The sequence below is a fragment of the Serratia surfactantfaciens genome (genome assembly GCF_001642805.2).
GTDB lineage: Bacteria > Pseudomonadota > Gammaproteobacteria > Enterobacterales > Enterobacteriaceae > Serratia > Serratia surfactantfaciens.
Genome location: NZ_CP016948.1, coordinates 4,232,381 through 4,255,534 on the forward strand (window position 1 = coordinate 4,232,381; position 23,154 = coordinate 4,255,534).

A 23,154-nucleotide genomic window follows, 5' to 3' on the forward strand; every position below is an offset into this window, starting at 1 on the left:
CGTAACGCTTATGCTGCATTTGTTCGCTGGCCTGGATTTCCATACCGGCCTGATGTTAATTCTCGCATTGTTGTTCGTGTTGTTTTATGAAGCCATCAACGGTTTTCATGATACGGCCAATGCGGTCGCTACAGTTATTTATACCCGCGCCATGCGCTCGCAACTTGCGGTCGTGATGGCAGGTTTGTTCAACTTTCTTGGCGTAATGCTCGGCGGTTTGAGTGTTGCTTACGCCATCGTCCACTTGTTGCCTACCGATCTGTTGTTGAACGTCAGTTCAGCACACGGATTAGCCATGGTCTTCTCCATGCTGTTGGCGGCAATCATCTGGAACCTCGGCACCTGGTATTTCGGTCTGCCGGCCTCCAGTTCCCATACGCTGATAGGCGCAATCATCGGTGTCGGTTTAACCAACGCCCTGATGACCCACACTTCGGTGGTGGATGCGCTTAACGTCCCGAAAATGATTGGCATTTTCCTTTCTCTGCTGTTCTCGCCGCTGGTCGGCATGATGGTGGCGGGAGTGATGGTGTTCGCCTTGCGCCGCTATTGGAGTGGCACCAAGAAACGCCAGCGTATCCACATGACCCCTGCGGAACGTGAAAAGGTCGACGGCAAACGCAAGCCGCCGTTCTGGACCCGTATCGCACTGATCCTGTCGGCGATTGGCGTCAGCTTCTCGCACGGCGCCAACGATGGCCAGAAAGGCATCGGCCTAATCATGCTGGTGCTGATCGGCGTGGCGCCGGCCGGCTTCGTGGTCAATATGAATGCAACCGGTTATGACATCACCCGTACGCGTGATGCCGTGACCCACCTGCAGCAATATTACCAGCAGCACGGTGACGCACTGTCGCATGCGGTGTCGTTGACGCCGCTGGTGCCAAGCCCGGATGACGAAGCCGAACCTAACAAGCCGGCCGAGTTCCACTGCGACAGTTCGCGCGCCATGCCGGCGATCGAACTGGCTCAGGGCATGCTGACCAACCTGCAAAGCTACGATCAGCTGACGGTTGAGCAGCGCAGCCACCTGCGCCGCCTGCTGATGTGCGTGACCGACACGGCGGATAAAGTCGCCAAGCTGCCGGAAACCTCATCTGCCGACCAGCGCTTCCTGAAGAACCTGCGTCAGGATTTGCTGCAGACCGTCGAGTATGCGCCGATGTGGATCATCGTCGCCGTCGCGCTGGCGCTGTCGCTCGGTACCATGGTGGGCTGGAAACGCGTGGCTACTACCATCGGCGAGAAGATCGGTAAGAAAGGCATGACCTACGCCCAGGGCGTGTCGGCCCAGATGACCGCGGCGCTGTCGATCGGCGTAGCGAGCTATACCGGCATGCCGGTCTCCACCACCCACGTGCTCTCTTCGGCGGTTGCCGGGACGATGATCGTGGACGGCGGCGGCGTGCAGAGCAAAACCGTGAAAAACATCCTGTTGGCCTGGGTACTGACCCTGCCAATCTCGATTCTGCTTTCCGGTGCGCTGTATTGGGTGGCGCTGAAGCTGATCTAACCGATAGCAACATGAGAAAGGCGGCCGAATGGCCGCCTTTTTTTTGCCTGCATCAAAGGAAACGGACAGACATCAATGCCAGATCATCAGCCCTATCAGGCTGATGACCACCAGGCCGCACAGAGCCGAAGTCAGCATAAACTGCCCGCGCACCCGCTCGCAGCGGCGAATAAACTCCGGATCGTGGTGCTCGACATAGCGCTGCGCAAAGATATAGCGCACCAGCCTCAGCTGCTTGCTGGGTTGCCCGTGGGCGGTGAAGAAACCGCCGCCGTCGACGTATTGGTACAGCAACGGGTCACAGCCGCGCAATACCACCAGCAGCGCGCGCAGAGAAGAGTAATACCGCACCATGTTTACCACACACACCACACATAAGGCCCAAAACAGCGCGACGGTACTGATCATGATTACCCCCTCAAGGCGTTGTTATCCACGGCCATCCGCCGGGTCCAACCGCCCTACCTCATTACCCGATACTCTGCTGGAGCTTACCGCTCTCATCCCCTTTTTTTGCCTGCACGGGCCACGCCCATAACCCACCGCCTCCGAAGACGTTGCCGCACCGCACAGAGAAACTTGCACAGCGTGGTTCTACTCAGAGGGGAAATGATGAGGCCCATATCCATCATTGTAGGTTAATGAAACGCAAACTGGCCTGATCAGTGGATAAAATTTACCGCCGTGCGCCGAAAGCCCCCCGCCGGGGCGAGATAGCGAGTTGTCGCCGGCCGATAATTAGTCGGTTTTTCTGGATAGTCTATCCCGCCGCACGCCGCTGATCTTTCCCCCGGCGCTGGCTAGACTCAGGTTTCCGTTACGTTCATCCAAGGAAACTGTTATGGCAAACCATTCAATCAAGGGAAAAACCGTTCTGATCGCCGGCGGCGCCAAAAATCTCGGCGGGCTGATCGCTCGCGATTTGGCTGAACAAGGCGCCAAAGCGGTGGTGATCCACTACAACAGCGCCGCTTCCAAAGCCGAGGCGGAGAAAACCGTCGCCGCCATTCAGGCCGCCGGGGCGCAAGGCGTCGCGCTGCAGGCCGATCTGACCAGCGCGGGCGCGGTCGAGAAGCTGTTCGCCGATGCGATCGCCGCCGTCGGCAAGCCGGATATCGCCATCAATACCGTCGGCAAAGTGCTGAAAAAACCGATGGTCGACATCAGCGAAGCCGAGTATGACGAGATGGCGGCGGTCAACGCCAAAACTGCGTTCTTCTTCCTGAAAGAGGCGGGCAAGCACCTCAACGACAACGGTAAAATCTGCACACTGGTCACCTCGCTGCTCGGCGCCTTCACGCCGTTCTACGCCGCTTACGCCGGCACCAAGGCGCCGGTGGAGCATTTCACCCGCGCCGCCGCCAAGGAGTTCGGCGAACGCGGCATCTCCGTGACCGCGGTCGGCCCCGGCCCGATGGATACGCCATTCTTCTACCCGGCGGAAGGCGCGGACGCCGTGGCCTACCACAAAACGGCGGCGGCGCTGTCGCCGTTCAGCAAAACCGGCCTGACCGATATCGAAGACGTGGTGCCGTTCATCCGCCATCTGGTCAGCGACGGCTGGTGGGTAACCGGCCAAACCATCCTGATCAACGGCGGCTACACCACCAAATAATCCCGGCGGGGGCAAATATCGCCCCCGCACCTGCTCGCGCGCAACCGCGCCATGCGGCTACACTTTCTGTCGGGAACAGCGCCAAGGAACAGCAGGTCAACGAGATGGACAGATTCAATCAATACCGCGTATTCGTGCAGGTGGCGGAAATGGGCAGCTTTATCCGGGCGGCCCATGCGCTGGAGGTGCCGCGCGCCTCGGTGTCCGCCGCCGTGCAACAACTGGAAACGCAGTTGGGCGTGCGCCTGCTGCACCGCACCACGCGGCAGGTGCGGCTGACCGCCGACGGCGAGCAGCTGCTCGAACGACTGCGCCCGCTGCTGGCCGAAGTGGAAGACATCGATCAGTCGTTTCAGGCCAGCCAGCGCCAGGCCTCCGGGCGGCTCAGCGTCGACGTGCCGAGCCGCATCGCCCGCCGGCTGATCGCCCCGGCGCTGCCCGGCCTGCTGCGGCGCCATCCTCACCTGCAGCTGATGCTCGGCTCCGCCGATCGCGCCATCGATCTGGTGCAGGAAGGGGTCGACTGCGCGGTGCGCGTCGGCGATCTGCACGACAGCAGCCTGGTGATGCGCCCGCTCGGCCGCATCGCGCAGATCAACTGCGCCAGCCCCGCCTACCTGAGCGAATTTGGTTACCCGCAGCAACCCGGCGATCTCGCGCCAGGACACTGGAGTATCGGCTACGCCTCCCCCAAAACCGGCCGCGAATCCCCCTGGGAATACCTGACCGACGACGGCCACACGCGGCGGCTCGAACTGCCCAGCCGGGTGGTGGTCAACAACGCCGAAAGCTATATCGCCTGCTGCCGTGCCGGGCTGGGGTTGATGCAAATCCCGCGTTACGACGTGCAGCATCTGCTCGACGCCGGCGAACTGGTGGAAGTGATGCCCGATTACCGCCCCGCCTCCATGCCGATCGCGCTGATCTATCCCCATCGCCGCCAGCGTTCGCGCCGCCTGGCGGTGTTTCACGAGTGGTTTGAAAGCCTGCTGCAGCCGCATCTGGAACGCTGATTGCACATTTAGCGCTATACTTTGTTTAATAACGCTTATAATTCAAGCGGTCAGACCGTCAGCATTCGCATAACCCATAGGCTTTTACGCCGCGCGGGTGTACAACGAAAGGTATCGGGCGGAGAGCGTTTCGATGCGGCGCAGTGTGATCGCCCCAACATATCATTGCGTTATCCGAATGATACTATGGAACCAAAAGCGCCAGGCGGGTACATGGAACGCCTGCTAACCCTTTTTAATCGGCATGTTTATGGAAGGAGTATTCTTATGGCTTACAAACACATATTGATCGCGGTAGACCTATCCCCGGAAAGCAAGATCCTGGTAGAGAAAGCCGTCTCTATGGCGCGGCCGTACAACGCTAAAGTTTCTCTGATCCACGTCGATGTCAACTATTCCGATCTCTATACTGGCCTGATCGACGTCAACCTCGGCGACATGCAAAAACGCATCTCCGAGGAAACCCATCAGGCGCTGACCGAGCTGTCGCAGAACGCCGGCTACCCGATCAGCGAGACCCTGAGCGGCAGCGGCGATCTGGCGCAGGTGCTGGTGGACGCCATCAAGAAATACGATATGGACCTGGTGCTGTGCGGCCACCACCAGGACTTCTGGAGCAAGCTGATGTCTTCCGCGCGCCAGCTGATCAATACCGTGCACATCGACATGCTGATCGTGCCGCTGCGCGATGAAGAAGACGAGTAAAAAGTAAGCGCCCGCTAACCAAGCTGCCCAACGCCCGCGCCATGCGGGCGTTTTTCATGCCGTCACACCGATTAATCGCTTGATAATCAACCGCCCTCCGATGATATAGTCGCTAAAGACACAACATCCTCCCCCCGAGCATCGCCTAAACCCATTTCTATAAAAAACAGCGGGGGAACATTTAATGCTAAAAGGAGTTATCCATGGAATATGCCGCATCGGTAGAGTCTTTCCTGTCCTCGTTACAGCGCCATAACCCCCACCAGCCGGAATATCTGCAGGCGGTGCGCGAAGTGTTCACTTCGCTGTGGCCGTTTATCGAACGCAACCCGCGCTATCGCGAACAGGCGCTGCTGGAGCGCCTGGTAGAGCCCGAGCGCGTCATTCAGTTCCGCGTCAGCTGGGTGGACGACCGCGGCCAGGTGCAGGTCAACCGCGCCTTCCGCGTCCAGTTCAACTCGGCCATCGGCCCTTACAAGGGCGGCATGCGCTTCCACCCGTCGGTAAACCTGTCGATCCTGAAGTTTCTCGGCTTTGAGCAGACCTTCAAGAATGCGCTGACCACCTTGCCGATGGGCGGCGGCAAAGGCGGCTCCGATTTCGATCCCAAGGGCAAAAGCCAGGGCGAGATCATGCGCTTCTGCCAGGCGCTGATGACTGAACTGTATCGCCATCTGGGGCCGGACACCGACGTGCCGGCCGGCGACATCGGCGTAGGCGGCCGTGAAGTCGGCTTTATGACCGGCATGATGAAGAAGCTGTCCAACAATACCGCCTGCGTGTTTACCGGCAAGGGCCTCTCTTTCGGCGGCAGCCTGATCCGCCCCGAGGCGACCGGCTATGGCCTGGTGTACTTCACCGACGCCATGCTGCAACGCCACGGCCTGGGCTTTGAAGGCATGCGGGTGGCGGTATCCGGCTCCGGCAACGTGGCGCAGTACACCATCGAAAAAGCGCTGGAGCTGGACGCGCGCGTGATCACCGTATCGGATTCCGGCGGCACCCTGGTGGACGAAGATGGTTTCACCACCGAGAAGCTGGCGCACCTGGCGGAGATCAAAAACCAGCGTTACGGCCGGGTGGCGGATTACGCTCGCGAGCGCGGCCTGACCTATCTGGCGGGCCAGCAGCCGTGGAACGTGCCGGTGGATATCGCCCTGCCGTGCGCCACTCAGAACGAGCTGGATCTCGACGCGGCGCAGACGCTGATCCGCAACGGGGTGAAAGCGGTGGCGGAAGGCGCCAACATGCCGACCACCATCCAGGCCACCGACGCCTTCCTCGACGCCGGGGTGCTGTTCGCGCCGGGCAAGGCGGCCAACGCCGGCGGCGTGGCCACCTCAGGGCTGGAGATGGCGCAGAACGCCGCGCGCATCGGTTGGCGGGCGGAGAAAGTGGATGTACGTTTACAACATATCATGGCGGATATTCACCACGCCTGCGTGGAATACGGCGGCGAAGGCAAGCAAACTCACTACGTACACGGCGCGAATATCGCCGGTTTCGTCAAGGTCGCCGACGCCATGCTGGCGCAGGGCGTGCTGTAATCGCCGCAAAGGTGATCTTGTTCACACATCGATTAAATGCTTCAATGCCGGCCTCTGCGCCGGCATTTTTTTCCACCCTCACGCCGTCAAAATGATCTCAATTTGTTAATTTTAAGTTATCAAATAGTTTAAACTTGCCATTTAATCGGTAGTAAATTTACCACCGCCAAATAATTAAACATTTATTTAACAACAAACCCGTCAATATTTTACTTAAATATGCGCAGATCACATTTTATTAACTTCAGCTACGCCCCCTCTTCCATTCCTTTGTAATCTGCAGCGGTGGAAAAACCGCCACCCCTACAGATAAAAAAAGGTACAGCTAATGAAATTTAACCTCGCATTATTAAATGCATGTGTGGTTTCTGCGTGCATGTTATCGACAACACCTGTGTTCGCCGCTGATAAATATGAGATCGCCGTGGTCGCCAAAGTGACCGGCATTCCGTGGTTCAACCGCATGGAAACGGGCGTTAACGAGGCGGCGAAAAAACTCGACGTCAACGCTTACCAGACCGGCCCTGCTACGCCGGATCCGGCAGCGCAGGTCAAGGTGATTGAGGATCTGATCGCCAAGAACGTCAACGCCATCATCGTGGTGCCGAACGACGCCAAGGTGCTGGAGCCGGTGCTGAAAAAGGCGCGCGACAAAGGCATCGTGGTGCTGACCCATGAATCCCCGGACCAGCAGATCGGCCAGTGGGACATCGAGACCATCGACAGCGAGAAATACGCGCAGGCCAACGTCGATGAGCTGGCGAAAGACATGGGCGGCAAAGGCGGTTACGCGATCTACGTCGGTTCGCTGACCGTACCGCTGCACAACGCCTGGGCCGATTCCGCCATCAAATACCAGAAAGAAAAATACCCGGACATGTTTGAAGTCACCTCGCGGTTGCCGGTGGCGGAAAGCATCGACAAATCCTACGCCACCACGCTGGATCTGATGAAAACCTATCCGCAGATGAAGGGCATCATCGGCTTCGGCTCGCTCGGCCCGATCGGCGCCGGCCAGGCGGTGGCCAAGAAGCGCGCCAAGGACAAAATCGCGGTGGTGGGCATCGCCATGCCGGCGCAGGCCGCCCCTTACCTGATGCGCGGCGACATCAAGAAAGCGCTGCTGTGGGATCCGAAAGATGCCGGTTATGCGCTGGTCACGGTGGCCGATCAGCTGCTGCAAGGCAAAGAAGTGAATAAAGATCTGTCGATCGAGGGGTTGGGCAAGGCCGACGTCGATATGGAGCACAAAGTGATTCGGTTTAATAAGATTCTGGAAGTCACCAAAGACAACGCCAAATCGCTCGGATTCTGATTTTTCGCGTAATTTCGCCACACCGGGAAAGTAGTTAAACCCTCGTAGGGGCGCAGCTTTGCTGCGCCCAGGGCTTCGGCCGCTACGCAAGCACAGGTTAACGTTATGACAACCTCCCCCGCATTTATCACCCTGGAGAATATCAGCAAGCGATTCCCAGGCGTGCTGGCATTAGACCAGATCAACCTGACGCTGAATAAAGGCGAAGTGCACTGCCTGGCCGGGCAAAACGGCTGCGGCAAAAGCACCATTATTAAAATCATCTCCGGCGTCTATCAGCCGGAAAAAGGCGCCAATATTTCGCTGGAAGGCAAACTTTTCCATGCCCTGACGCCGCAGCTGTCCGGTTATTACGGCATACAGGTGATCTATCAGGACCTGTCGCTGTTCCCTAACCTGACGGTGGCGGAAAACATCGCCATCCACAGCTACCTGCCCGGCGGCCGCTTCTGGGTACGCCAGCGATTGATGCGCCAGACGGCGCTGGACGCCATGGCGCGGGTCGGCGTGCGTATCGACCCCGATAAAAAAGTGGAAAAACTGTCGATCGCCGATCGGCAGCTGGTAGCGATTTGTCGCGCCATCGCCGCCGAGGCGCGGTTGGTGATCATGGATGAACCGACCGCCTCGCTGACCCGCCAGGAGGTCGACGGCCTGCTGCGGGTGGTCAACGAGCTGAAGGCCGCCGGCATCTGCGTGGTGTTCGTCAGCCACCGATTGGATGAAGTGATGGAAGTCGCCGACCGCATCAGCGTGATGCGCGACGGCAAGCTGGTGGGTACCTGGCCGGCCAGCGAACTGGACAGCCATGAACTGGCGTTCCTGATGACCGGCCAACGCTTCCACTACAGCCCGCTGCCGCCGCTGCCGTCAACCGAACAGGCACCGCTGCTCGAAGTGCGCAACCTCAGCCGCGGCGAGAAATACCGCAACGTCAATCTGGCGCTGCGCGGCGGCGAGATCGTCTCGATCGTCGGCCTGCTCGGCGCCGGCCGCACCGAACTATGCCTCAGCCTGTTCGGCATGACGCGGCCGGACAGCGGCGAGATCCGCATCGAGGGCCGAGCGGTACAGTTGCACAACAACCGCGAAGCGGTGCGCCACGGCATCGGTTATGTGTCGGAGGATCGTCTGACGCAGGGGCTGATCATGGATCAATCGATCTACGACAACACCATCGTCACCGTCTTCGATCGGCTGCATACCTCGCTTGGATTGCTGGATCACGCCAAAGCGACCGAGCTGGTCAACCGGCTGATCCGCGATTTGAACATCAAGGTGTCCGACAGCGCATTGCCGGTGAAGACCCTGTCCGGCGGCAACGCCCAGCGCATCGCCATCGCCAAATGGGTAGCGACTCAGCCGAAGATCCTGATCCTCGACTCGCCTACCGTCGGCGTAGACATCGCCAACAAAGAGGGGATCTACCAGATCGCCCGCGATCTGGCGCAGCTGGGTATGGCGGTGCTGATGATCTGCGACGAGATCCCGGAAGCCTATTACAACAGCCATCGGGTGATGGTGATGCGCAAGGGCGAGCTGATCGCCGAATTCGCGCCGCACCAGAGTACCGAACAACAGATCGCCGAGGTGGTGAATGGATAAGTCATTATTGGCCCGCCTGGCCGGGCGGCACGAGTTTTATCTCGGCCTGCTGGTGCTGCTGCTGGCGATCGGCCTGAGCGCCGGCACCGACGAGTTTCTGACGCTCGGCAACCTGACCGACGTCGCCACCAGCTACGCCATTCTCGGCATCCTGGCCTGCGGCCTGTTCGTGGTGCTGATCGCCGGCGGCATCGACATTTCGTTCCCGGCCATCACCGCCATCGCCCAATATGTGATGGCCAGCTGGGTGATCCAGCACGGCGGCAGCTTCCCGCTGGCGTTCGCCCTGGCTGCCGGCGTCGGCCTGCTGCTCGGGCTGGTGAACGGTTTTCTGGTGTACTGGCTGAAAGTGCCGGCGATCATCATCACCATCGCCACCCTCAACCTGTTCTACGGCCTGCTGGTGTACGCCACCAACGGCACCTGGCTGTACGGCTTCCCGGACTGGTTCATGAACGGCATCAACTGGTTCTCGTTCCAGGGCGCCGACGGCTACGACTACGGCCTGACCCTGCCGCTGCTGTGCCTGCTGGCGACCATCGTCGTCACCGGCGTGCTGATGAACCGTACCCGGCTGGGGCGCCAGATCTACGCCATGGGCGGCAACCGCGACGCGGCGTCGCGCCTGGGGCTCAACCTGCTGCGGCTGCACTTCTGCGTCTACGGTTACATGGGCATCCTGGCCGGCGTCGCAGCGGTGGTGCAGGCGCAGATCACCCAATCGGTGGCGCCCAACTCGCTGCTCGGCTTCGAGCTGACGGTATTGGCGGCGGTGGTGCTGGGCGGCACCAGCATGAGCGGCGGCCGCGGGTCGTTGACCGGCACCCTGCTCGGCGTGGTACTGCTGGCCTTCCTGCAAAACGGACTGACGCTGCTCAGCGTCTCGGCCTATTGGCACCAGGTATTCAGCGGCGCGATCATTTTGATCAGCATCAGCACCACCGCCTGGAACGAAAAACGCAAGCTGCTCAAGGAGATCTGACATGACGCAGTTAACTCGGTTGATCCCAAGCGATCGAATCATTCGCCTGCAGGGCGCGATCATCATCGCGGTGGCGCTGCTGTTCGCCGGGCTGCTCGGATCGCGCTTCTTCAGCCTCGGCAACTTCCAGTCGATCGCTTCGCAACTGCCGATCCTCGGCCTGCTGGCGCTCGGCATGGGCATCACCATGCTGACCGGCGGCATCAACCTGTCGATCATCGCCGGCGCCAACGCCTGTTCGCTGGTGATGGCGGCGATCATCGTCAGCCATCCCGACCAGCCGCTGTTCCTGGTGCTGGCGCTGTTGGCCGGCCTGCTGGTGGCGGTGGCGATCGGCGCGCTCAACGGCGCACTGGTGGCCTGGATCGGCGTGTCGCCGATCCTCGCCTCGCTCGGCACCATGACCCTGATCACCGGCCTGAATATCCTGCTGACCAACGGCGCCGTGATCTCCGGCTTCCCGGCGACGATTCAATTTCTCGGCAATGGCGCCGTGCTCGGCGTGCCGGTGGCGCTGATCCTGTTCCTGCTGGTGGCGATCGGTCTGTGGCTGCTGCTGGAGCACACCACGCTGGGCCGCAGCCTGTACCTGCTCGGTTCCAACGAGCAGGCCACCCGTTTTAGCGGCGTGAACACCGCGCGGGTGCAGATCGCGGTGTATATCCTGTCGGCGCTGCTCGGCTGGGGCGCCGCGCTGCTGATGATGGCCAAGTTCAACTCGGCCAAGGCCGGCTACGGAGAATCTTATCTGCTGGTGACCATTCTGGCCTCGGTGCTGGGCGGCATTAACCCGGACGGCGGTTTCGGCCGCATTCTGGGTCTGGTGCTGGCGCTGATCGTGCTGCAAATGTTGGAAAGCGGCCTCAATTTGCTGGGGGTCAGCAGCTACCTGACCATGGCTCTGTGGGGCGGCGTGCTGATCCTGTTTATCGCGTTACAGAATCGAAAAGCTTAGGAGAAAACAGATAATGGCGAGCTATTTTATTGGCGTAGATGTGGGCACCGGAAGCGCGCGCGCAGGCGTATTCGATCTCAACGGCCGCATGGTCGGTCAGGCCAGCCGGGCCATCGACCTGTATCGGCCAAAGGCGGATTTCGTCGAGCAGTCGTCGGATAACATCTGGCAGGCGGTGTGCAATGCGGTGCGCGACGCGGTCAACCAGGCCGACATCAACCCGATCCAGGTTAAAGGGTTGGGCTTCGACGCCACTTGTTCGCTGGTGGTGCTGGATAAAGAAGGCAAACCGCTGACCGTCAGCCCTTCAGGCCGCACCGAGCAGAACATCATCGTGTGGATGGATCACCGGGCGATCGCCCAGGCCGAGCGCATCAACGCCACCAAACACCGGGTGCTGGATTTCGTCGGCGGCATCATTTCGCCGGAGATGCAGACGCCGAAACTGCTGTGGCTGAAACAGCACATGCCCACCACCTGGGCCAACGCCGGCTACCTGTTCGATCTGCCGGACTTCCTCACCTGGCGCGCCACCCAGGACGCCACCCGTTCGCTGTGCTCGACGGTGTGCAAGTGGACCTATCTCGGCCACGAACAGCGTTGGGACAAGAGCTACTTCCAGCAGATCGGGCTGGAAGACCTGCTGGAACACGACGCGGCCAAGATCGGCAGCGACGTCAAAATGATGGGTGAACCGTTGGGCCACGGCCTGACCCAGCGCGCCGCCAACGAAATGGGCCTGATCGCCGGCACGGCGGTGAGCGTATCGATTATCGACGCGCACGCCGGCACCCTCGGCACGCTGGGCGCTACCGGCGTCTCCGGTGAAGTGGCCGACTTCAACCGTCGTGTCGCGCTGATCGGCGGCACCTCCACCGGCCATATGGCGATGTCGCGCACCGCGCGCTTTATCGGTGGCGTCTGGGGGCCGTACTATTCGGCGATCCTGCCGGAATACTGGCTGAACGAAGGCGGCCAGTCCGCCACCGGCGCGCTGATCGATCATGTCATCCAGTCGCACCCGTGCTACCCGGAGCTGCTGGCGCAGGCAAAAACCCAGGGCCAGACCATTTATGAGGTGTTGAACGCCATTCTGCGCCGCATGGCCGGTGAGCCGGAGAACATCGCGTTCCTGACGCAGGACATTCATATGCTGCCGTACTTCCACGGCAACCGCTCGCCGCGCGCCAACCCGACGCTGACCGGCATCCTGACCGGGCTGAAGCTGTCGCGCACGCCGGAGGACATGGCGCTGCACTACCTGGCCACCATCCAGGCCATCGCGCTCGGCACCCGCCACATCATCGAAACCATGAACCACAGCGGCTACAGCATCGACACCATCATGGCCAGCGGCGGCGGCACCAAGAACCCGATCTTCGTGCAGGAGCACGCCAACGCCACCGGCTGCGCCATGCTGCTGCCGGAGGAGAGCGAAGCGATGCTGCTGGGCGGTGCAATGATGGGCACCGTGGCGGCAGGCGTGTTCGACACCTTGCCGGAGGCGATGAGCGCCATGAGCCGCATCGGCAAGACGGTCACGCCGCAGACCAACCAGATTAAAAGCTATTACGACCGCAAATACCGGGTGTTCCACGAGTTGTACAACGACCACATGAAATACCGCCGGTTGATGCAGGAGGAGGCGTGATGCAGCAGGAATGGCGGCAGGCCCTCCAGGGCTGGCAAACCTACAGCCAGGAGCTGGCCCAGCTGGGCGAACGCCTCGACGCGCACACCTGGCAGCGCCTGCTGGCGCTGCTGGCCGACTGCCACGGTAAAATCGCCGTCACTGGCGTCGGCACTTCGGGGATTGCGGCGCGCAAGATAGCCCATATGCTGGCCTGCGTGGAGCGGCCGGCGGTCTATCTCGACGCCACCGGCGCAGCGCATGGCGATCTGGGCTTTCTGCGCGCCGACGATCTGCTGATCCTGATCTCGCGCGGCGGCAATTCCGACGAGCTGACCCGCCTGCTGCCGACGCTGCAGGCCAAGGGGGTGACGCTGATCGCGGTGACGGAAAATCCGCATTCTGCCATCGCGCAGGCGGCGCAGCTGACGATCGCTACCGGGGTGCAGAAGGAGATAGATCCGCTGAACATGCTGGCCACCACCTCAATTGTGCTGGTGTTGGCGATCTTCGACGCCGCCTGCGCCTGCCTGATGGCGCGCAGCGGTTATGACAAGGACGCCTTGCTGGCGGTGCATCCGGGCGGCGGCGTAGGGAAAAGTTTGCGGGAACAGCGTTGAGGGCCCGACACGCGGGCCCGGCAGAGATTACAGCGGCATGTAGATATCGAAGCGGTGGCTCTTGGTCAGCGTGGCGGCGTGCGCCGGCACGTCGGCCAGCGGCGGCGCGTAGTCCGGGCGTTTCACCACCACGCGCTTGGTCGCCAAACGGCGCGCCGGTTCCAGCAGGCCGTCGGCGTCATCGTCGCTGCCTACCAGCGATTGAAACACCCGCATCTCTTTCTTCACCAGCGCGCTTTTCTGCTTGTGCGGGAACATCGGATCGAGATACACCACCTCGGGACGCGGGCTGAGATCCGCCAGCGCCGTCAGGCTGGAGGCGTGCAGCAGCGTCAGGCGCTCGCGTAGCCACGGGCCGATTTCCGCATCCTGATAACCGCGCTGCAGGCCGTCGTCCAGCAACGCCGCCACCACCGGATTGCGTTCCAGCATCCGTACCCGGCAGCCCAGCGCCGCCAGCACGAACGCGTCGCGCCCCAGCCCGGCGGTGGCGTCCACCACGTCCGGCAGGTAGCTGCCCTTGATGCCGACCGCTTTGGCCACCGCCTCGCCGCGGCCGCCGCCGAAGCGGCGCCGGTGCGCCATGGCGCCGGAGACAAAATCGACGTAGATCCCGCCGAGCTTCGGCTCGTCGCGCTTGCGCAGTTCCAGCCGCTGCGGGGTCAATACCAGCGCCATCGGCGCGTCGTCATCAGACGCCAGCCGCCAGCGCTGCGCCAAAACAGACAAGGCGCCGGGATCGGCGCCTGCTTCACACAATAAACACACGCTCACGTGTCGGGTTATCCTTTAATGCCGTAATGGCGCAGCATAGCATCCAGCTGCGGCTCGCGGCCACGGAAGCGTTTGAACAGCGCCATCGGCTCTTCCGAACCGCCGCGCGACAGGATGTTGTCGAGGAAGGATTTGCCGGTTTCGGCGTTGAAGATCCCCTCTTCTTCGAAGCGCGAGTAGGCGTCGGCCGACAGCACTTCCGCCCACAGATAGCTGTAGTAACCCGCCGCGTAGCCGCCGGCGAAGATGTGGCTGAAGGCGTGCGGGAAGCGGCCCCAGCTCGGCGAAGGCACCACCGCCACCATTTTCTTCACTTCCGCCAGCGTCGGCAGGATCTGCGCCCCTTTTTCCGGGCTGTATTCGAAGTGCATGCGGAAATCGAACAGGCCGAACTCCAGCTGGCGCAGGATAAACAGCGCCGCCTGGTAATTCTTGGCCGCCAGCAGCTTGTCGAGCATTTCCTTCGGCAGCGGCTCGCCGCTCTGATAGTGGCCGGAGATAAACGCCAGCGCTTCCGGCTCCCAGCACCAGTTTTCCATAAACTGGCTCGGCAGCTCGACCGCATCCCACGGCACCCCGTTGATGCCGGAGACGCCGGCGGTATCGATCTGCGTCAGCATGTGATGCAAACCGTGGCCGAATTCGTGGAACAGCGTGGTCACTTCGTTATGGGTGAACAGCGCCGGCTGGTCGCCCAGCGGGCGGTTGAAGTTGCAGGTCAGGTAAGCGACCGGTTTTTGCAGCGTGCCGTCGGCCTTGCGCAGGCTGCCGACGCAGTCGTCCATCCAGGCGCCGCCGCGTTTGTTTTCGCGGGCGTACAGATCGAGGTAGAAGCTGCCGCGCAGCTCGCCGTCGGCGTCGAACAGATCGAAGAAGCGCACGTCCGGATGCCAGGTCTCGACGTCTTTACGCTCTTTGGCGGTGATGCCGTAGATGCGTTTCACCACTTCGAACAGCCCTTCCACCACCCGCTGCTCCGGGAAGTACGGGCGCAGTTGCTCGTCGCTGATGGAGAACAGGTGCTGTTTCTGTTTTTCGCCGTAATAGGTGATGTCCCAGGCTTCGAGCTCGTCCACGCCATAGTGCTGTTTGGCGAAGGCGCGCAGCTGCGCCAGCTCCTGCTCGGCCTGCGGACGGGCGCGCTTGGCCAGATCGCTCAGGAAGCCGATCACCTGCTCCGGGCTTTCCGCCATCTTGGTCGCCAGCGACTTGTCGGCGTAGGTGTCGAAGCCCAGCAGCTGAGCCAGCTCATGGCGCAGCGCCAGCGTTTCCGCCATCACTTCGCTGTTGTCCCATTTGCCGGCGTTCGGTCCCTGATCGGAAGCGCGGGTGGCGAAGGCGCGGTACATCTCTTCGCGCAGCGCGCGATTGTCGGCGTAGGTCAGCACCGGCAGGTAGCTCGGCATATCCAGCGTCAGCAGCCAGCCGTCCTGCTCTTTGGCCTGCGCCATCGCCTGCGCCTGCGCCAGAGCGCTTTCCGGCAGGCCGCTCAGTTCCGCTTCGTCGGTAATCAGCTTGCTCCAGCCCATGGTCGCGTCGAGCACGTTATTGCTGTAGGTGGAACCCAGCTCGGACAGGCGCGCGACGATCTCGCCGTAGCGCTGCTGTTTGTCCGCCGACAGGCCGATGCCCGACAGTTCGAAGTCGCGCAGCGCATTGTCCACCGCCTTGCGCTGCGGCACGCTCAGCGCCTCGAACGCCGCGCCCTCTTTCAGGCTGCGGTAGGCCTGGTACAGCCCTTCGTGCTGGCCGACCCAGGTGCCGTACTCGGACAGCAGCGGCAGCGCCTGTTCATAGGCGGCGCGCAGCTCCGGGCTGTTTTTCACCGAGTTCAGGTGCCCGATCGGCGACCAGATGCGCGACAGGCGATCGTCCGACTCCGCCAACGGCTGACACAGATTGTCCCAGGTGAACGGCCCCGGCTGCGCGACCACGCGCTCTACCGCGGCGCGGCAGTCCGCCAGAGCGGATTGCACCGCAGGCACGATATCTTCAGGGCGGATCGCCGAGAACGGCGGCAGGGAAAACGGGGTCAGCAACGGATTTGTCATAGGGCAGTCCTGATTAGCGTTGAGGCCCGCCGCGGGGGCGAGCCTTAAAATGCGTATGAATCTCTAACATGGAGCCAGACAGCAGGAAAATCAATGCCCGGCGTTGATCGTTCGTGCCTTAAACGGCACTTTGGCGGATGCGGGCGGCCAGCGCCGCCAGCTGCTCGTCGTCGGCGCGCGCGGCGTCGTGGGAGGAGATATAGCCCTCGTAGCGTTCGAAAAACTTCGGCGAGGTCGATTCGATCGGCCGCCACTGCTCCAGCGACGCGGTACCGTGCAGCGGGATCAGTTTGGCGTGCACATGATCGACGCCGTAGCCTTCGAACACCATGCCGCAGCGGCCGACGTCGTCGAACGCGCGGTCCAGCTGCTTCGCCACCCGTTTGGTCGCCAGCATCAGCGCGCTCAGTACCTCGTCCGGCAGCTCAAACGCGTAGCTCGGGTGGTGCGCCTTGGGGATCACCACGCTGAAACCGTCGGTGTTGGGAAAGATGGACAGGAACGCCAGATGGTCGTCGTCTTCCCAGATTTTATGGCACGGCGCCTTGCCCGCCACGATGTCGCAAAAAATGCAGCTCATCCTTTCTCCTTGTGATTCACAGCGTTTCAACCAGTTCGAACTCTTCGAACACCAGCCACATGTCCGGCGCAAAAGTGCCCTCGCGGGTAAAGAACTCTTGATGCCCCTGGCGCCAAAACGCCAGGCTTTTGTCGCCTTCGCCCTCTTTGGCCGCCATCTCAGCGGTCATCCGGTCATAGCGCACCAAACGCAGCGCCAGGGTTTTGATCACGCAGGCCGGTTCGCCACGGCCGTCGAGAATAATGTTATCGTCGCCGATCATCGGCGTTTGCTCCCGGCGATAGCTCGCATAGGAGCTGCAGGTGGCGGTCTTTTCCCCGCTCAGCACCAACTGCAGCAGTTCGTCAGCCAATTCGGGGCCGTCGCCAAACGCCCAGCGCGCCGCGTCGGGGTAGTTTGCCAAAATCGCCTGTTTGCTCATCGTCCTGTCCCTTTCTGTGAACGTCTGCGGCAACGGAGTCCAGTTTTTCCCGGCCAGACAGTTTATACTGTGCAGATTATAAGCCTTATTGCATTGAATGCTCCGCCTGCGGAGCACAAGGAACCGCCACCCGTCATGTTAAGTTATCGCCACAGTTTCCACGCCGGCAACCACGCCGACGTGCTCAAGCACACCGTTCAGAGCCTGATCATCGAGTCGCTGAAGGAAAAAGAGAAGCCGTTCCTGTATCTGGACACCCACTCGGGCGCGGGTCGTTATCAGCTCAGCGGCGAACACGCCGAGCGCACCGGCGAATACCTGGAAGGCATCGGCTTGCTGTGGCAGCGCGACGATCTGCCGGAAGAGCTGGCGGCCTATATGAGCGTGGTGCATAACTTCAACCGTTCCGGCACGCTGCGCTATTATCCTGGCTCGCCGCTGATCGCCCGCCAGCTGCTGCGCCCGCAGGACAAAATCCACCTGACCGAGCTGCACCCGAGCGACTACCCGCTGCTGCGCAGCGAATTCCAGAAAGACGAGCGCGCCAAAGTGCAGCGCGCCGACGGCTATCAGCAGCTGAAATCCCAGCTGCCGCCACTGTCGCGCCGCGGTCTGATCCTGATGGACCCGCCGTATGAAATGAAGACCGATTACCAGGACGTGGTCAAAGGCATTCAGGAAGGCTACAAGCGTTTCGCCACCGGCACCTACGCGCTGTGGTATCCGGTCGTGATGCGCCAGCAGATCAAACGCATGCTGCGCGATCTGGAAGCCACCGGCATTCGCCGCATTCTGCAGATCGAACTGGCGGTGAAGCCCGACAGCGATCAGCGCGGCATGACCGCCTCCGGCATGATCGTCATCAACCCGCCGTGGAAGCTGGAACAGCAGATGAAAAACGTGCTGCCGTGGCTGCACAAGGTGCTGGTGCCGTCGGGCATCGGCCACCATCTGGTGAACTGGGTGGTACCGGAATAATCCCCAGCCGGGTGCGGTTCGCCGCGCCCTGCCTCCACCTATCGCAGCCATCGACGCAATCTTTGCGACAAACCCCGGTCAGGCGTTAAACTCTTACCCTCTTCAAATTCACAACTCATGGAAATCCCAGATGACGAAACATTACGATTATCTAGCAATTGGCGGCGGCAGCGGCGGTATCGCATCGATCAACCGGGCAGCCATGTACGGCCAAAAGTGTGCGCTGATTGAAGCCAAAGAGCTGGGCGGCACCTGTGTAAACGTGGGTTGTGTACCGAAAAAAGTCATGTGGCACGCGGCGCAGATCGCCGAGGCTATCCATCAATACGGCCCGGACTACGGCTTCGACACCACCGTCAACGCCTTCGACTGGAAAAAGCTGGTCGCCAACCGCACCGCCTATATCGATCGCATCCACAACTCCTACGATAACGTGCTGGGCAAGAACAAGGTCGACGTGATCAAAGGCTTCGCGCGCTTCGTGGATGCTCACACCGTGGAAGTGAACGGCGAGACCATCACCGCCGACCACATCCTGATCGCCACCGGCGGCCGCCCGAGCCATCCGGCTATTCCGGGCGCCGAATACGGCATCGACTCCGACGGCTTCTTTGAGCTGGACGCCATGCCGAAGCGCGTCGCCGTAGTCGGCGCCGGCTATATCGCCGTGGAGATCGCCGGCGTGCTGAACGCGCTGGGCGCCGAAACGCACCTGTTCGTGCGCAAGCACGCGCCGCTGCGCAGCTTCGATCCGATGATCGTCGAAACCCTGGTGGAAGTGATGAACACCGAAGGGCCGAGCCTGCACACCGAATCGGTGCCGAAAGCGATCGTCAAGAACGCCGACGGCAGCCTGACGCTGCAGCTGGAAAACGGCAAAGCATTCACCGTCGACTGCCTGATCTGGGCCATCGGCCGCGAACCGGCGACCGACAACCTGAACCTCGGCGTCACCGGGGTGAAAACCAACGAGCAAGGCTACATTGACGTCGATAAGTTCCAGAACACCAACGTCAAAGGCATCTACGCCGTGGGCGACAACACCGGCGCGGTAGAGCTGACCCCGGTCGCCGTAGCCGCCGGCCGCCGCCTGTCCGAACGCCTGTTCAACAACAAGCCGGAAGAGCATCTGGACTACAGCAACATCGCCACCGTGGTGTTCAGCCACCCGCCGATCGGCACCGTTGGCCTGACCGAGCCGGAAGCCATCGAGAAGTTCGGCGCGGACAACGTGAAGGTGTACAAATCCTCCTTCACCGCCATGTACAGCGCCGTGACGCAGCACCGCCAGCCGTGCCGCATGAAGCTGGTGTGCGCGGGTAAAGAAGAGAAAATCGTCGGCCTGCACGGCATCGGCTTCGGCATGGACGAGATCCTGCAGGGCTTCGCCGTAGCGGTGAAGATGGGCGCCACCAAGAAGGACTTCGACAACACCGTGGCCATCCACCCGACCGCGGCGGAAGAGTTCGTCACCATGCGCTAACCGCTGCGGTTAGCCAACTCGCAGGCCGGATAATTACCGGCCTGTTCTTTTTGTGCGGTTTACTATTCCCTTCGCACCCGCCTGCTTTTTCTGCCATTATTCAGCCTGATAAATTAGCGGGACTGATACAACCTCCCCGCGCCTCTGGAGAACACCGATGCTGTTCAAACTATGCAAAACCCTTGCGATGGCCTGCGTGGCCCTGATTATCGCCCAGAGCAGCGCGCTCAGCTTTACCCTGGAAGTGGCGGGCAAGATCGACAACGTGACCGACCCGGTCAACAAAAGCTATCTGTTCACCGATAAGCAACTGTTGGCGATGCCGGTGCGCAGCATCACCACCTCCACCTCCTGGACACCGCAGAGAAAGTTTGAAGGGATTTCGGTGGCCGATATTCTGGAGCGCGTCGGCGCCAGAGGCGAAACGCTGACCTTCTACGCGCTGAACGACTATTACATCGACGTGCCGCTGTCGGACGTCAAGAAGTACAACATGATCCTGGCCTACAAGATGGACGGGGAGATGCTGAAGCTCAGAAACTTCGGCCCGCTGTTCCTGGTTTACCCGCGCGACGCCGCCGGGCCTGAGCTGAACTCGCCGCTCTACAACTCGCGCTTTATCTGGCAAGTCGACCGGATCGTGATCAAATGAAACTGACGACCTTTAAGAACGGCAGCAGGCTGGCGATCCCGGCCATCTTCGCCGCGCTGTTTTTGGTGGCTTCGACCGTTACGCTCTATTACTACAGCGCCACGCTGTCGAAAAAAGGGCTGTACGCCATCGCCGGTACTCAGGAGAACTACTCCTGGTCGATCGCCAAGTTCTCCATCAAGCTGGCGGAATTCGACACGCTGGTAGAACAGCAGAGCCACGCCCCACAGGTGGACAGCGACAACCTGCGGTTGCGGTTCGAGATCCTCTATTCGCGTTTCTATGTGCTGGAAACCGTTTCTGAATCCACCCAGCCGCTGTACGCCGAACCGGGCTACCCGGAAGTGGTCAAACAGATGCGTCTGCAGATGGATCGCATCGATAAGCTGTTGGACAGCCCGAAAATCGACTTCGGCCAGGTTTTCGCGGCCATGAAGGCCATCAAACCTTACGCCATCGAAATGGCCAACCTGACCGACCACGCCGAGGTGAAGCAACGCACCGCCGCCTATGAGGACTATATCGAGAAACGGCACATCATTTTCTATGGGCTGGTGATCGTCATGTTCTCGGTGATCGCGTTGATCGCCATTACGCTCATCGTGTTCCGTCAGCAGCGGCTGACCATTCGCCAGCAGGCCAAGGCGATCGAGGCGGAGAAAGCGACCCGCACCAAAAACGCGTTCCTCGGCGCCATCGGTCACGAGCTGCGCACTTCACTGCAGAGCGTGATGTCGGCCATCGACGTGCTGGTTAACACCCGGGTGTCGGCGGAACATGCGGACACCTTCCAACGGCTGGAAACCGCCGCGCAGCAAATCGAAAGCCAGATGAAAGATTTGACCGACTACGCGCACCTCGACAGCGGTATGATGGAGCTGCGCATCGTGCCGTTCGACGCGCAGAAGCTGATCGCGGAGACCGCCAACGAAATCGCCACCCTGACCCGCAAAGAGCAGGTCAAACTGAGCTGCGAAGTGGAGTGCAGCCACCTGTTGGTGCACTCCGATCCGCTGCGCATCCGGCAGATCATCGTCAATCTGCTGACCAACGCCTACAAGTACACCGAAAGCGGCAGCATTACGCTGCACAGCTGTCTGCGCCGTCAGCCGGGCGGCAGTTCGTTGATTATCGAAGTGACCGATACCGGCATCGGTATCGAAAAGGACCAGCTCGATCAGATTTTCAAACCCTTTACCCAGCTGGATCAGTCGCATACCAAGCAGTATGCCGGCGTCGGGATGGGGTTGGCGATCGTGCACGGCCTGGTGACGCTGCTCGATGGCACCATCACGGTGTACAGCGAAATCAAGAAGGGCAGCACCTTTATCGTCAGCATTCCGGTGCAGATCAGTGAAGAAGAGCGCGCCGACGAGCCCGCCGCCGCCAATGCCTCTTTGCAGCAGAAGCCTCAGCAGGTCCTGGTAGTGGATGACAACAAGTCGGTGGGGGACGCCTTTGCGGCGCTGCTGGACAAGCTGGGTTACCAGCACGAACTGTGCGATTCACCGGAGCGCGCGCTGCAGAAACTGCTCAGACGCCCTTACGACGCGCTGTTGCTGGATCTGCAGATGCCGGGCATCGACGGCGCCGCCCTGGCCAGGCAGCTGCGCAACCGCCGCGGCCCCAACCGCCATGTGCCGATCATCGGCATCAGCGCCTACACGCCGGAGCAGCTGACGGCGGACCAGCGTGCGCTGTTCGACAACTATCTGATGAAGCCGGTCCGGCTGGATGCGTTGTCGAGCGCGCTGGCCGAGGTGTTTCCCGCTAAAGATTAAAACAACGTTGCAGTGCGGCTTCGATCACATGGAGCCGCACCGGTTTTTCGTAAGGGCCGAGCACGTCGTACTCACGCATCGCCTGCGCTATCTCTGATTCGCGCCGGTCGGTGCCGAGTTCGCCGGTCAGCACCAGCACTGGCGCATCCGGGTTGTCGGAGGCGCGGATAGTGGCGATGCAGCGGTCCGCCGTTTCTTCACCGATCAGCCAATCCACCACGTAACCGTCAAACAGGCTTTGCTGTAACGCCTGGCAGAAGCTGTCGACGTCGTAAAACGCCACCGCATTGAAACCGCAACCGCCGAGGTACTTGGCCAGCTCATCGGCCGCCTGATGCGAATCGTCCAATACCGCGATGCTCAAGCGCTCGTCGTCGCCGTAACCGGGCCGGATTTCGATCAGATCGACGCCGTAACGCGGGCCTGCCGGCGCCTCATCGGCGCGATAGATCTGCCATTGTCCCTCTACGCGCAGCGCCACAAACTCCGCCGGCCGCCCCGCAGGCAGTTCATCACCGATGTGCCCGACGCAAGGCATCGCCACCCCGGCCACGAAAAAGATGGCATCACGCGCCATGTTTGGCTCAGCGCTCTCATGTTCGGCGCTAAAATCGGCGATCGCCGCCGGCGTTTCTCCCAACGCAGCCGCGACGCTGTTGATCTGCTCCAGCGTCCAGGGACTTTGCCCTTTCAGTTTGCGGTGCGCATGTGAAAAACTCAGATCCAAGATGCGGCTGAGCTCTCGGGCATGCTGACGTTTTCCAATCCCGTAATGTAAAAACAGCTCCCTGACCCGATTGGCAATCGACTGTGAATCGAATTTTTGATGATTGTTATCCATTTGTTCCTTCGATTTTTTTTACTGATTTATCAGTCGTTTTGATTATTTCTGATGAAAAAGCCACATCTAAAACTAGCATCTCATGCAATTATG

General features: G+C 60.9%; 21 protein-coding genes. 15 read left to right on the forward strand and 6 right to left on the reverse strand.

Features of this window, described 5'->3' with window-relative positions:
* Nucleotides 1-10: 10 nt before the first annotated feature.
* The gene (gene pitA / locus ATE40_RS19850) at nt 11-1,513 is read left to right on the forward strand and encodes an inorganic phosphate transporter PitA (RefSeq protein ID WP_019455229.1); all 1,503 of its coding nucleotides are present in this window, start codon (nt 11-13) and stop codon (nt 1,511-1,513) included.
* Nucleotides 1,514-1,585: 72 nt separating this feature from the next.
* Here the strand turns inward: pitA and uspB are convergent, their stop codons facing one another.
* Complete coding sequence (gene uspB / locus ATE40_RS19855) at nt 1,586-1,921, reverse strand: universal stress protein UspB (RefSeq protein ID WP_019455230.1); 336 nt, start codon at nt 1,919-1,921, stop codon at nt 1,586-1,588.
* A 433-nt stretch (nt 1,922-2,354) separates the two neighbouring features.
* On the opposite strand from uspB, the gene ATE40_RS19860 reads away from it, so the two are divergent.
* The 10 genes from ATE40_RS19860 to ATE40_RS19905 all read left to right on the forward strand — a co-directional run bounded on the left by ATE40_RS19860 (nt 2,355) and on the right by ATE40_RS19905 (nt 13,500).
* The gene (locus ATE40_RS19860; protein ID WP_063918353.1) at nt 2,355-3,128 is read left to right on the forward strand and encodes an SDR family oxidoreductase; all 774 of its coding nucleotides are present in this window, start codon (nt 2,355-2,357) and stop codon (nt 3,126-3,128) included.
* A 104-nt stretch (nt 3,129-3,232) separates the two neighbouring features.
* Complete coding sequence (locus tag ATE40_RS19865) at nt 3,233-4,141, forward strand: LysR family transcriptional regulator (protein ID WP_063918352.1); 909 nt, start codon at nt 3,233-3,235, stop codon at nt 4,139-4,141.
* Nucleotides 4,142-4,408: 267 nt separating this feature from the next.
* Nucleotides 4,409-4,846, forward strand: coding sequence for a universal stress protein UspA (gene uspA, locus ATE40_RS19870; protein ID WP_019455233.1), 438 nt, complete (start codon nt 4,409-4,411; stop codon nt 4,844-4,846).
* 203 nt (nt 4,847-5,049) lie between these two features.
* Nucleotides 5,050-6,393: an NADP-specific glutamate dehydrogenase gene (gdhA, locus tag ATE40_RS19875; RefSeq protein ID WP_019455234.1), complete on the forward strand. Its 1,344-nt coding sequence runs from the start codon at nt 5,050-5,052 to the stop codon at nt 6,391-6,393.
* 328 nt (nt 6,394-6,721) lie between these two features.
* Entirely contained in the window at nt 6,722-7,708 is a 987-nt protein-coding gene (locus tag ATE40_RS19880) for an autoinducer 2 ABC transporter substrate-binding protein (RefSeq protein ID WP_063918351.1), read from the forward strand.
* Between the two features lie 105 nt (nt 7,709-7,813).
* Nucleotides 7,814-9,313 carry a sugar ABC transporter ATP-binding protein gene (locus ATE40_RS19885; protein ID WP_025159884.1) on the forward strand — a complete coding sequence of 500 codons (1,500 nt, stop codon included), beginning with the start codon at nt 7,814-7,816 and terminating at the stop codon, nt 9,311-9,313.
* Nucleotides 9,306-10,295: an ABC transporter permease gene (locus tag ATE40_RS19890; RefSeq protein ID WP_063918350.1), complete on the forward strand. Its 990-nt coding sequence runs from the start codon at nt 9,306-9,308 to the stop codon at nt 10,293-10,295. Before ATE40_RS19885 ends, ATE40_RS19890 begins: the two co-directional genes overlap by 8 nt.
* Before the next feature lies 1 nt (nt 10,296).
* The gene (locus ATE40_RS19895; RefSeq protein WP_019455238.1) at nt 10,297-11,250 is read left to right on the forward strand and encodes an ABC transporter permease; all 954 of its coding nucleotides are present in this window, start codon (nt 10,297-10,299) and stop codon (nt 11,248-11,250) included.
* Nucleotides 11,251-11,263: 13 nt separating this feature from the next.
* Complete coding sequence (locus tag ATE40_RS19900; protein WP_019455239.1) at nt 11,264-12,901, forward strand: FGGY-family carbohydrate kinase; 1,638 nt, start codon at nt 11,264-11,266, stop codon at nt 12,899-12,901.
* Nucleotides 12,901-13,500, forward strand: coding sequence for a KpsF/GutQ family sugar-phosphate isomerase (locus ATE40_RS19905; RefSeq protein WP_019455240.1), 600 nt, complete (start codon nt 12,901-12,903; stop codon nt 13,498-13,500). The genes ATE40_RS19900 and ATE40_RS19905 overlap by 1 nt, the downstream gene beginning before the upstream one ends.
* Before the next feature lie 27 nt (nt 13,501-13,527).
* On the opposite strand, the gene rsmJ is transcribed toward ATE40_RS19905, so the two are convergent.
* From rsmJ to ATE40_RS19925, 4 genes are all read right to left on the reverse strand, one after another.
* Nucleotides 13,528-14,274, reverse strand: coding sequence for a 16S rRNA (guanine(1516)-N(2))-methyltransferase RsmJ (rsmJ, locus tag ATE40_RS19910; RefSeq protein WP_004931005.1), 747 nt, complete (start codon nt 14,272-14,274; stop codon nt 13,528-13,530).
* Nucleotides 14,275-14,282: 8 nt separating this feature from the next.
* Nucleotides 14,283-16,325, reverse strand: a complete 2,043-nt coding sequence (gene prlC / locus ATE40_RS19915) for an oligopeptidase A (protein WP_019455242.1) — start codon at nt 16,323-16,325, stop codon at nt 14,283-14,285.
* Nucleotides 16,326-16,443: 118 nt separating this feature from the next.
* The gene (locus ATE40_RS19920; RefSeq protein ID WP_019455243.1) at nt 16,444-16,905 is read right to left on the reverse strand and encodes an HIT family protein; all 462 of its coding nucleotides are present in this window, start codon (nt 16,903-16,905) and stop codon (nt 16,444-16,446) included.
* Between the two features lie 16 nt (nt 16,906-16,921).
* The gene (locus ATE40_RS19925; RefSeq protein ID WP_019455244.1) at nt 16,922-17,326 is read right to left on the reverse strand and encodes an ASCH domain-containing protein; all 405 of its coding nucleotides are present in this window, start codon (nt 17,324-17,326) and stop codon (nt 16,922-16,924) included.
* 135 nt (nt 17,327-17,461) lie between these two features.
* Between ATE40_RS19925 and ATE40_RS19930 the strand changes: the two genes are divergently transcribed.
* The 4 genes from ATE40_RS19930 (at nt 17,462) to ATE40_RS19945 (ending at nt 22,220) form a co-directional block, all read left to right on the forward strand.
* Nucleotides 17,462-18,304: a 23S rRNA (adenine(2030)-N(6))-methyltransferase RlmJ gene (locus ATE40_RS19930; protein ID WP_004931012.1), complete on the forward strand. Its 843-nt coding sequence runs from the start codon at nt 17,462-17,464 to the stop codon at nt 18,302-18,304.
* Between the two features lie 130 nt (nt 18,305-18,434).
* Nucleotides 18,435-19,787, forward strand: coding sequence for a glutathione-disulfide reductase (gene gorA / locus ATE40_RS19935; RefSeq protein WP_019455245.1), 1,353 nt, complete (start codon nt 18,435-18,437; stop codon nt 19,785-19,787).
* A gap of 157 nt (nt 19,788-19,944) precedes the next feature.
* Nucleotides 19,945-20,439, forward strand: a complete 495-nt coding sequence (locus tag ATE40_RS19940) for a putative pterin-binding protein (RefSeq protein WP_063918349.1) — start codon at nt 19,945-19,947, stop codon at nt 20,437-20,439.
* A complete protein-coding gene (locus tag ATE40_RS19945) occupies nt 20,436-22,220 on the forward strand; it encodes an ATP-binding response regulator (protein WP_063918348.1) in 1,785 nt (594 codons plus the stop codon). The genes ATE40_RS19940 and ATE40_RS19945 overlap by 4 nt, the downstream gene beginning before the upstream one ends.
* On the opposite strand, the gene ATE40_RS19950 is transcribed toward ATE40_RS19945, so the two are convergent.
* A complete protein-coding gene (locus ATE40_RS19950) occupies nt 22,210-23,061 on the reverse strand; it encodes a helix-turn-helix domain-containing protein (RefSeq protein WP_019455248.1) in 852 nt (283 codons plus the stop codon). The genes ATE40_RS19945 and ATE40_RS19950 overlap by 11 nt on opposite strands.
* Nucleotides 23,062-23,154 lie beyond the last annotated feature (93 nt).

What these genes read in the sequence shown, in the direction of transcription:
- pitA (WP_019455229.1), top strand. Translation starts at nt 11, where the DNA reads ATGCTGCATTTGTTCGCTGGCCTGGATTTCCATACCGGCCTGATGTTA.
- uspB (WP_019455230.1), bottom strand. Translation starts at nt 1,921, where the DNA reads ATGATCAGTACCGTCGCGCTGTTTTGGGCCTTATGTGTGGTGTGTGTG.
- ATE40_RS19860 (WP_063918353.1), top strand. Translation starts at nt 2,355, where the DNA reads ATGGCAAACCATTCAATCAAGGGAAAAACCGTTCTGATCGCCGGCGGC.
- ATE40_RS19865 (WP_063918352.1), top strand. Translation starts at nt 3,233, where the DNA reads ATGGACAGATTCAATCAATACCGCGTATTCGTGCAGGTGGCGGAAATG.
- uspA (WP_019455233.1), top strand. Translation starts at nt 4,409, where the DNA reads ATGGCTTACAAACACATATTGATCGCGGTAGACCTATCCCCGGAAAGC.
- gdhA (WP_019455234.1), top strand. Translation starts at nt 5,050, where the DNA reads ATGGAATATGCCGCATCGGTAGAGTCTTTCCTGTCCTCGTTACAGCGC.
- ATE40_RS19880 (WP_063918351.1), top strand. Translation starts at nt 6,722, where the DNA reads ATGAAATTTAACCTCGCATTATTAAATGCATGTGTGGTTTCTGCGTGC.
- ATE40_RS19885 (WP_025159884.1), top strand. Translation starts at nt 7,814, where the DNA reads ATGACAACCTCCCCCGCATTTATCACCCTGGAGAATATCAGCAAGCGA.
- ATE40_RS19890 (WP_063918350.1), top strand. Translation starts at nt 9,306, where the DNA reads ATGGATAAGTCATTATTGGCCCGCCTGGCCGGGCGGCACGAGTTTTAT.
- ATE40_RS19895 (WP_019455238.1), top strand. Translation starts at nt 10,297, where the DNA reads ATGACGCAGTTAACTCGGTTGATCCCAAGCGATCGAATCATTCGCCTG.
- ATE40_RS19900 (WP_019455239.1), top strand. Translation starts at nt 11,264, where the DNA reads ATGGCGAGCTATTTTATTGGCGTAGATGTGGGCACCGGAAGCGCGCGC.
- ATE40_RS19905 (WP_019455240.1), top strand. Translation starts at nt 12,901, where the DNA reads ATGCAGCAGGAATGGCGGCAGGCCCTCCAGGGCTGGCAAACCTACAGC.
- prlC (WP_019455242.1), bottom strand. Translation starts at nt 16,325, where the DNA reads ATGACAAATCCGTTGCTGACCCCGTTTTCCCTGCCGCCGTTCTCGGCG.
- ATE40_RS19920 (WP_019455243.1), bottom strand. Translation starts at nt 16,905, where the DNA reads ATGAGCTGCATTTTTTGCGACATCGTGGCGGGCAAGGCGCCGTGCCAT.
- ATE40_RS19925 (WP_019455244.1), bottom strand. Translation starts at nt 17,326, where the DNA reads ATGAGCAAACAGGCGATTTTGGCAAACTACCCCGACGCGGCGCGCTGG.
- ATE40_RS19930 (WP_004931012.1), top strand. Translation starts at nt 17,462, where the DNA reads ATGTTAAGTTATCGCCACAGTTTCCACGCCGGCAACCACGCCGACGTG.
- gorA (WP_019455245.1), top strand. Translation starts at nt 18,435, where the DNA reads ATGACGAAACATTACGATTATCTAGCAATTGGCGGCGGCAGCGGCGGT.
- ATE40_RS19940 (WP_063918349.1), top strand. Translation starts at nt 19,945, where the DNA reads ATGCTGTTCAAACTATGCAAAACCCTTGCGATGGCCTGCGTGGCCCTG.
- ATE40_RS19945 (WP_063918348.1), top strand. Translation starts at nt 20,436, where the DNA reads ATGAAACTGACGACCTTTAAGAACGGCAGCAGGCTGGCGATCCCGGCC.
- ATE40_RS19950 (WP_019455248.1), bottom strand. Translation starts at nt 23,061, where the DNA reads ATGGATAACAATCATCAAAAATTCGATTCACAGTCGATTGCCAATCGG.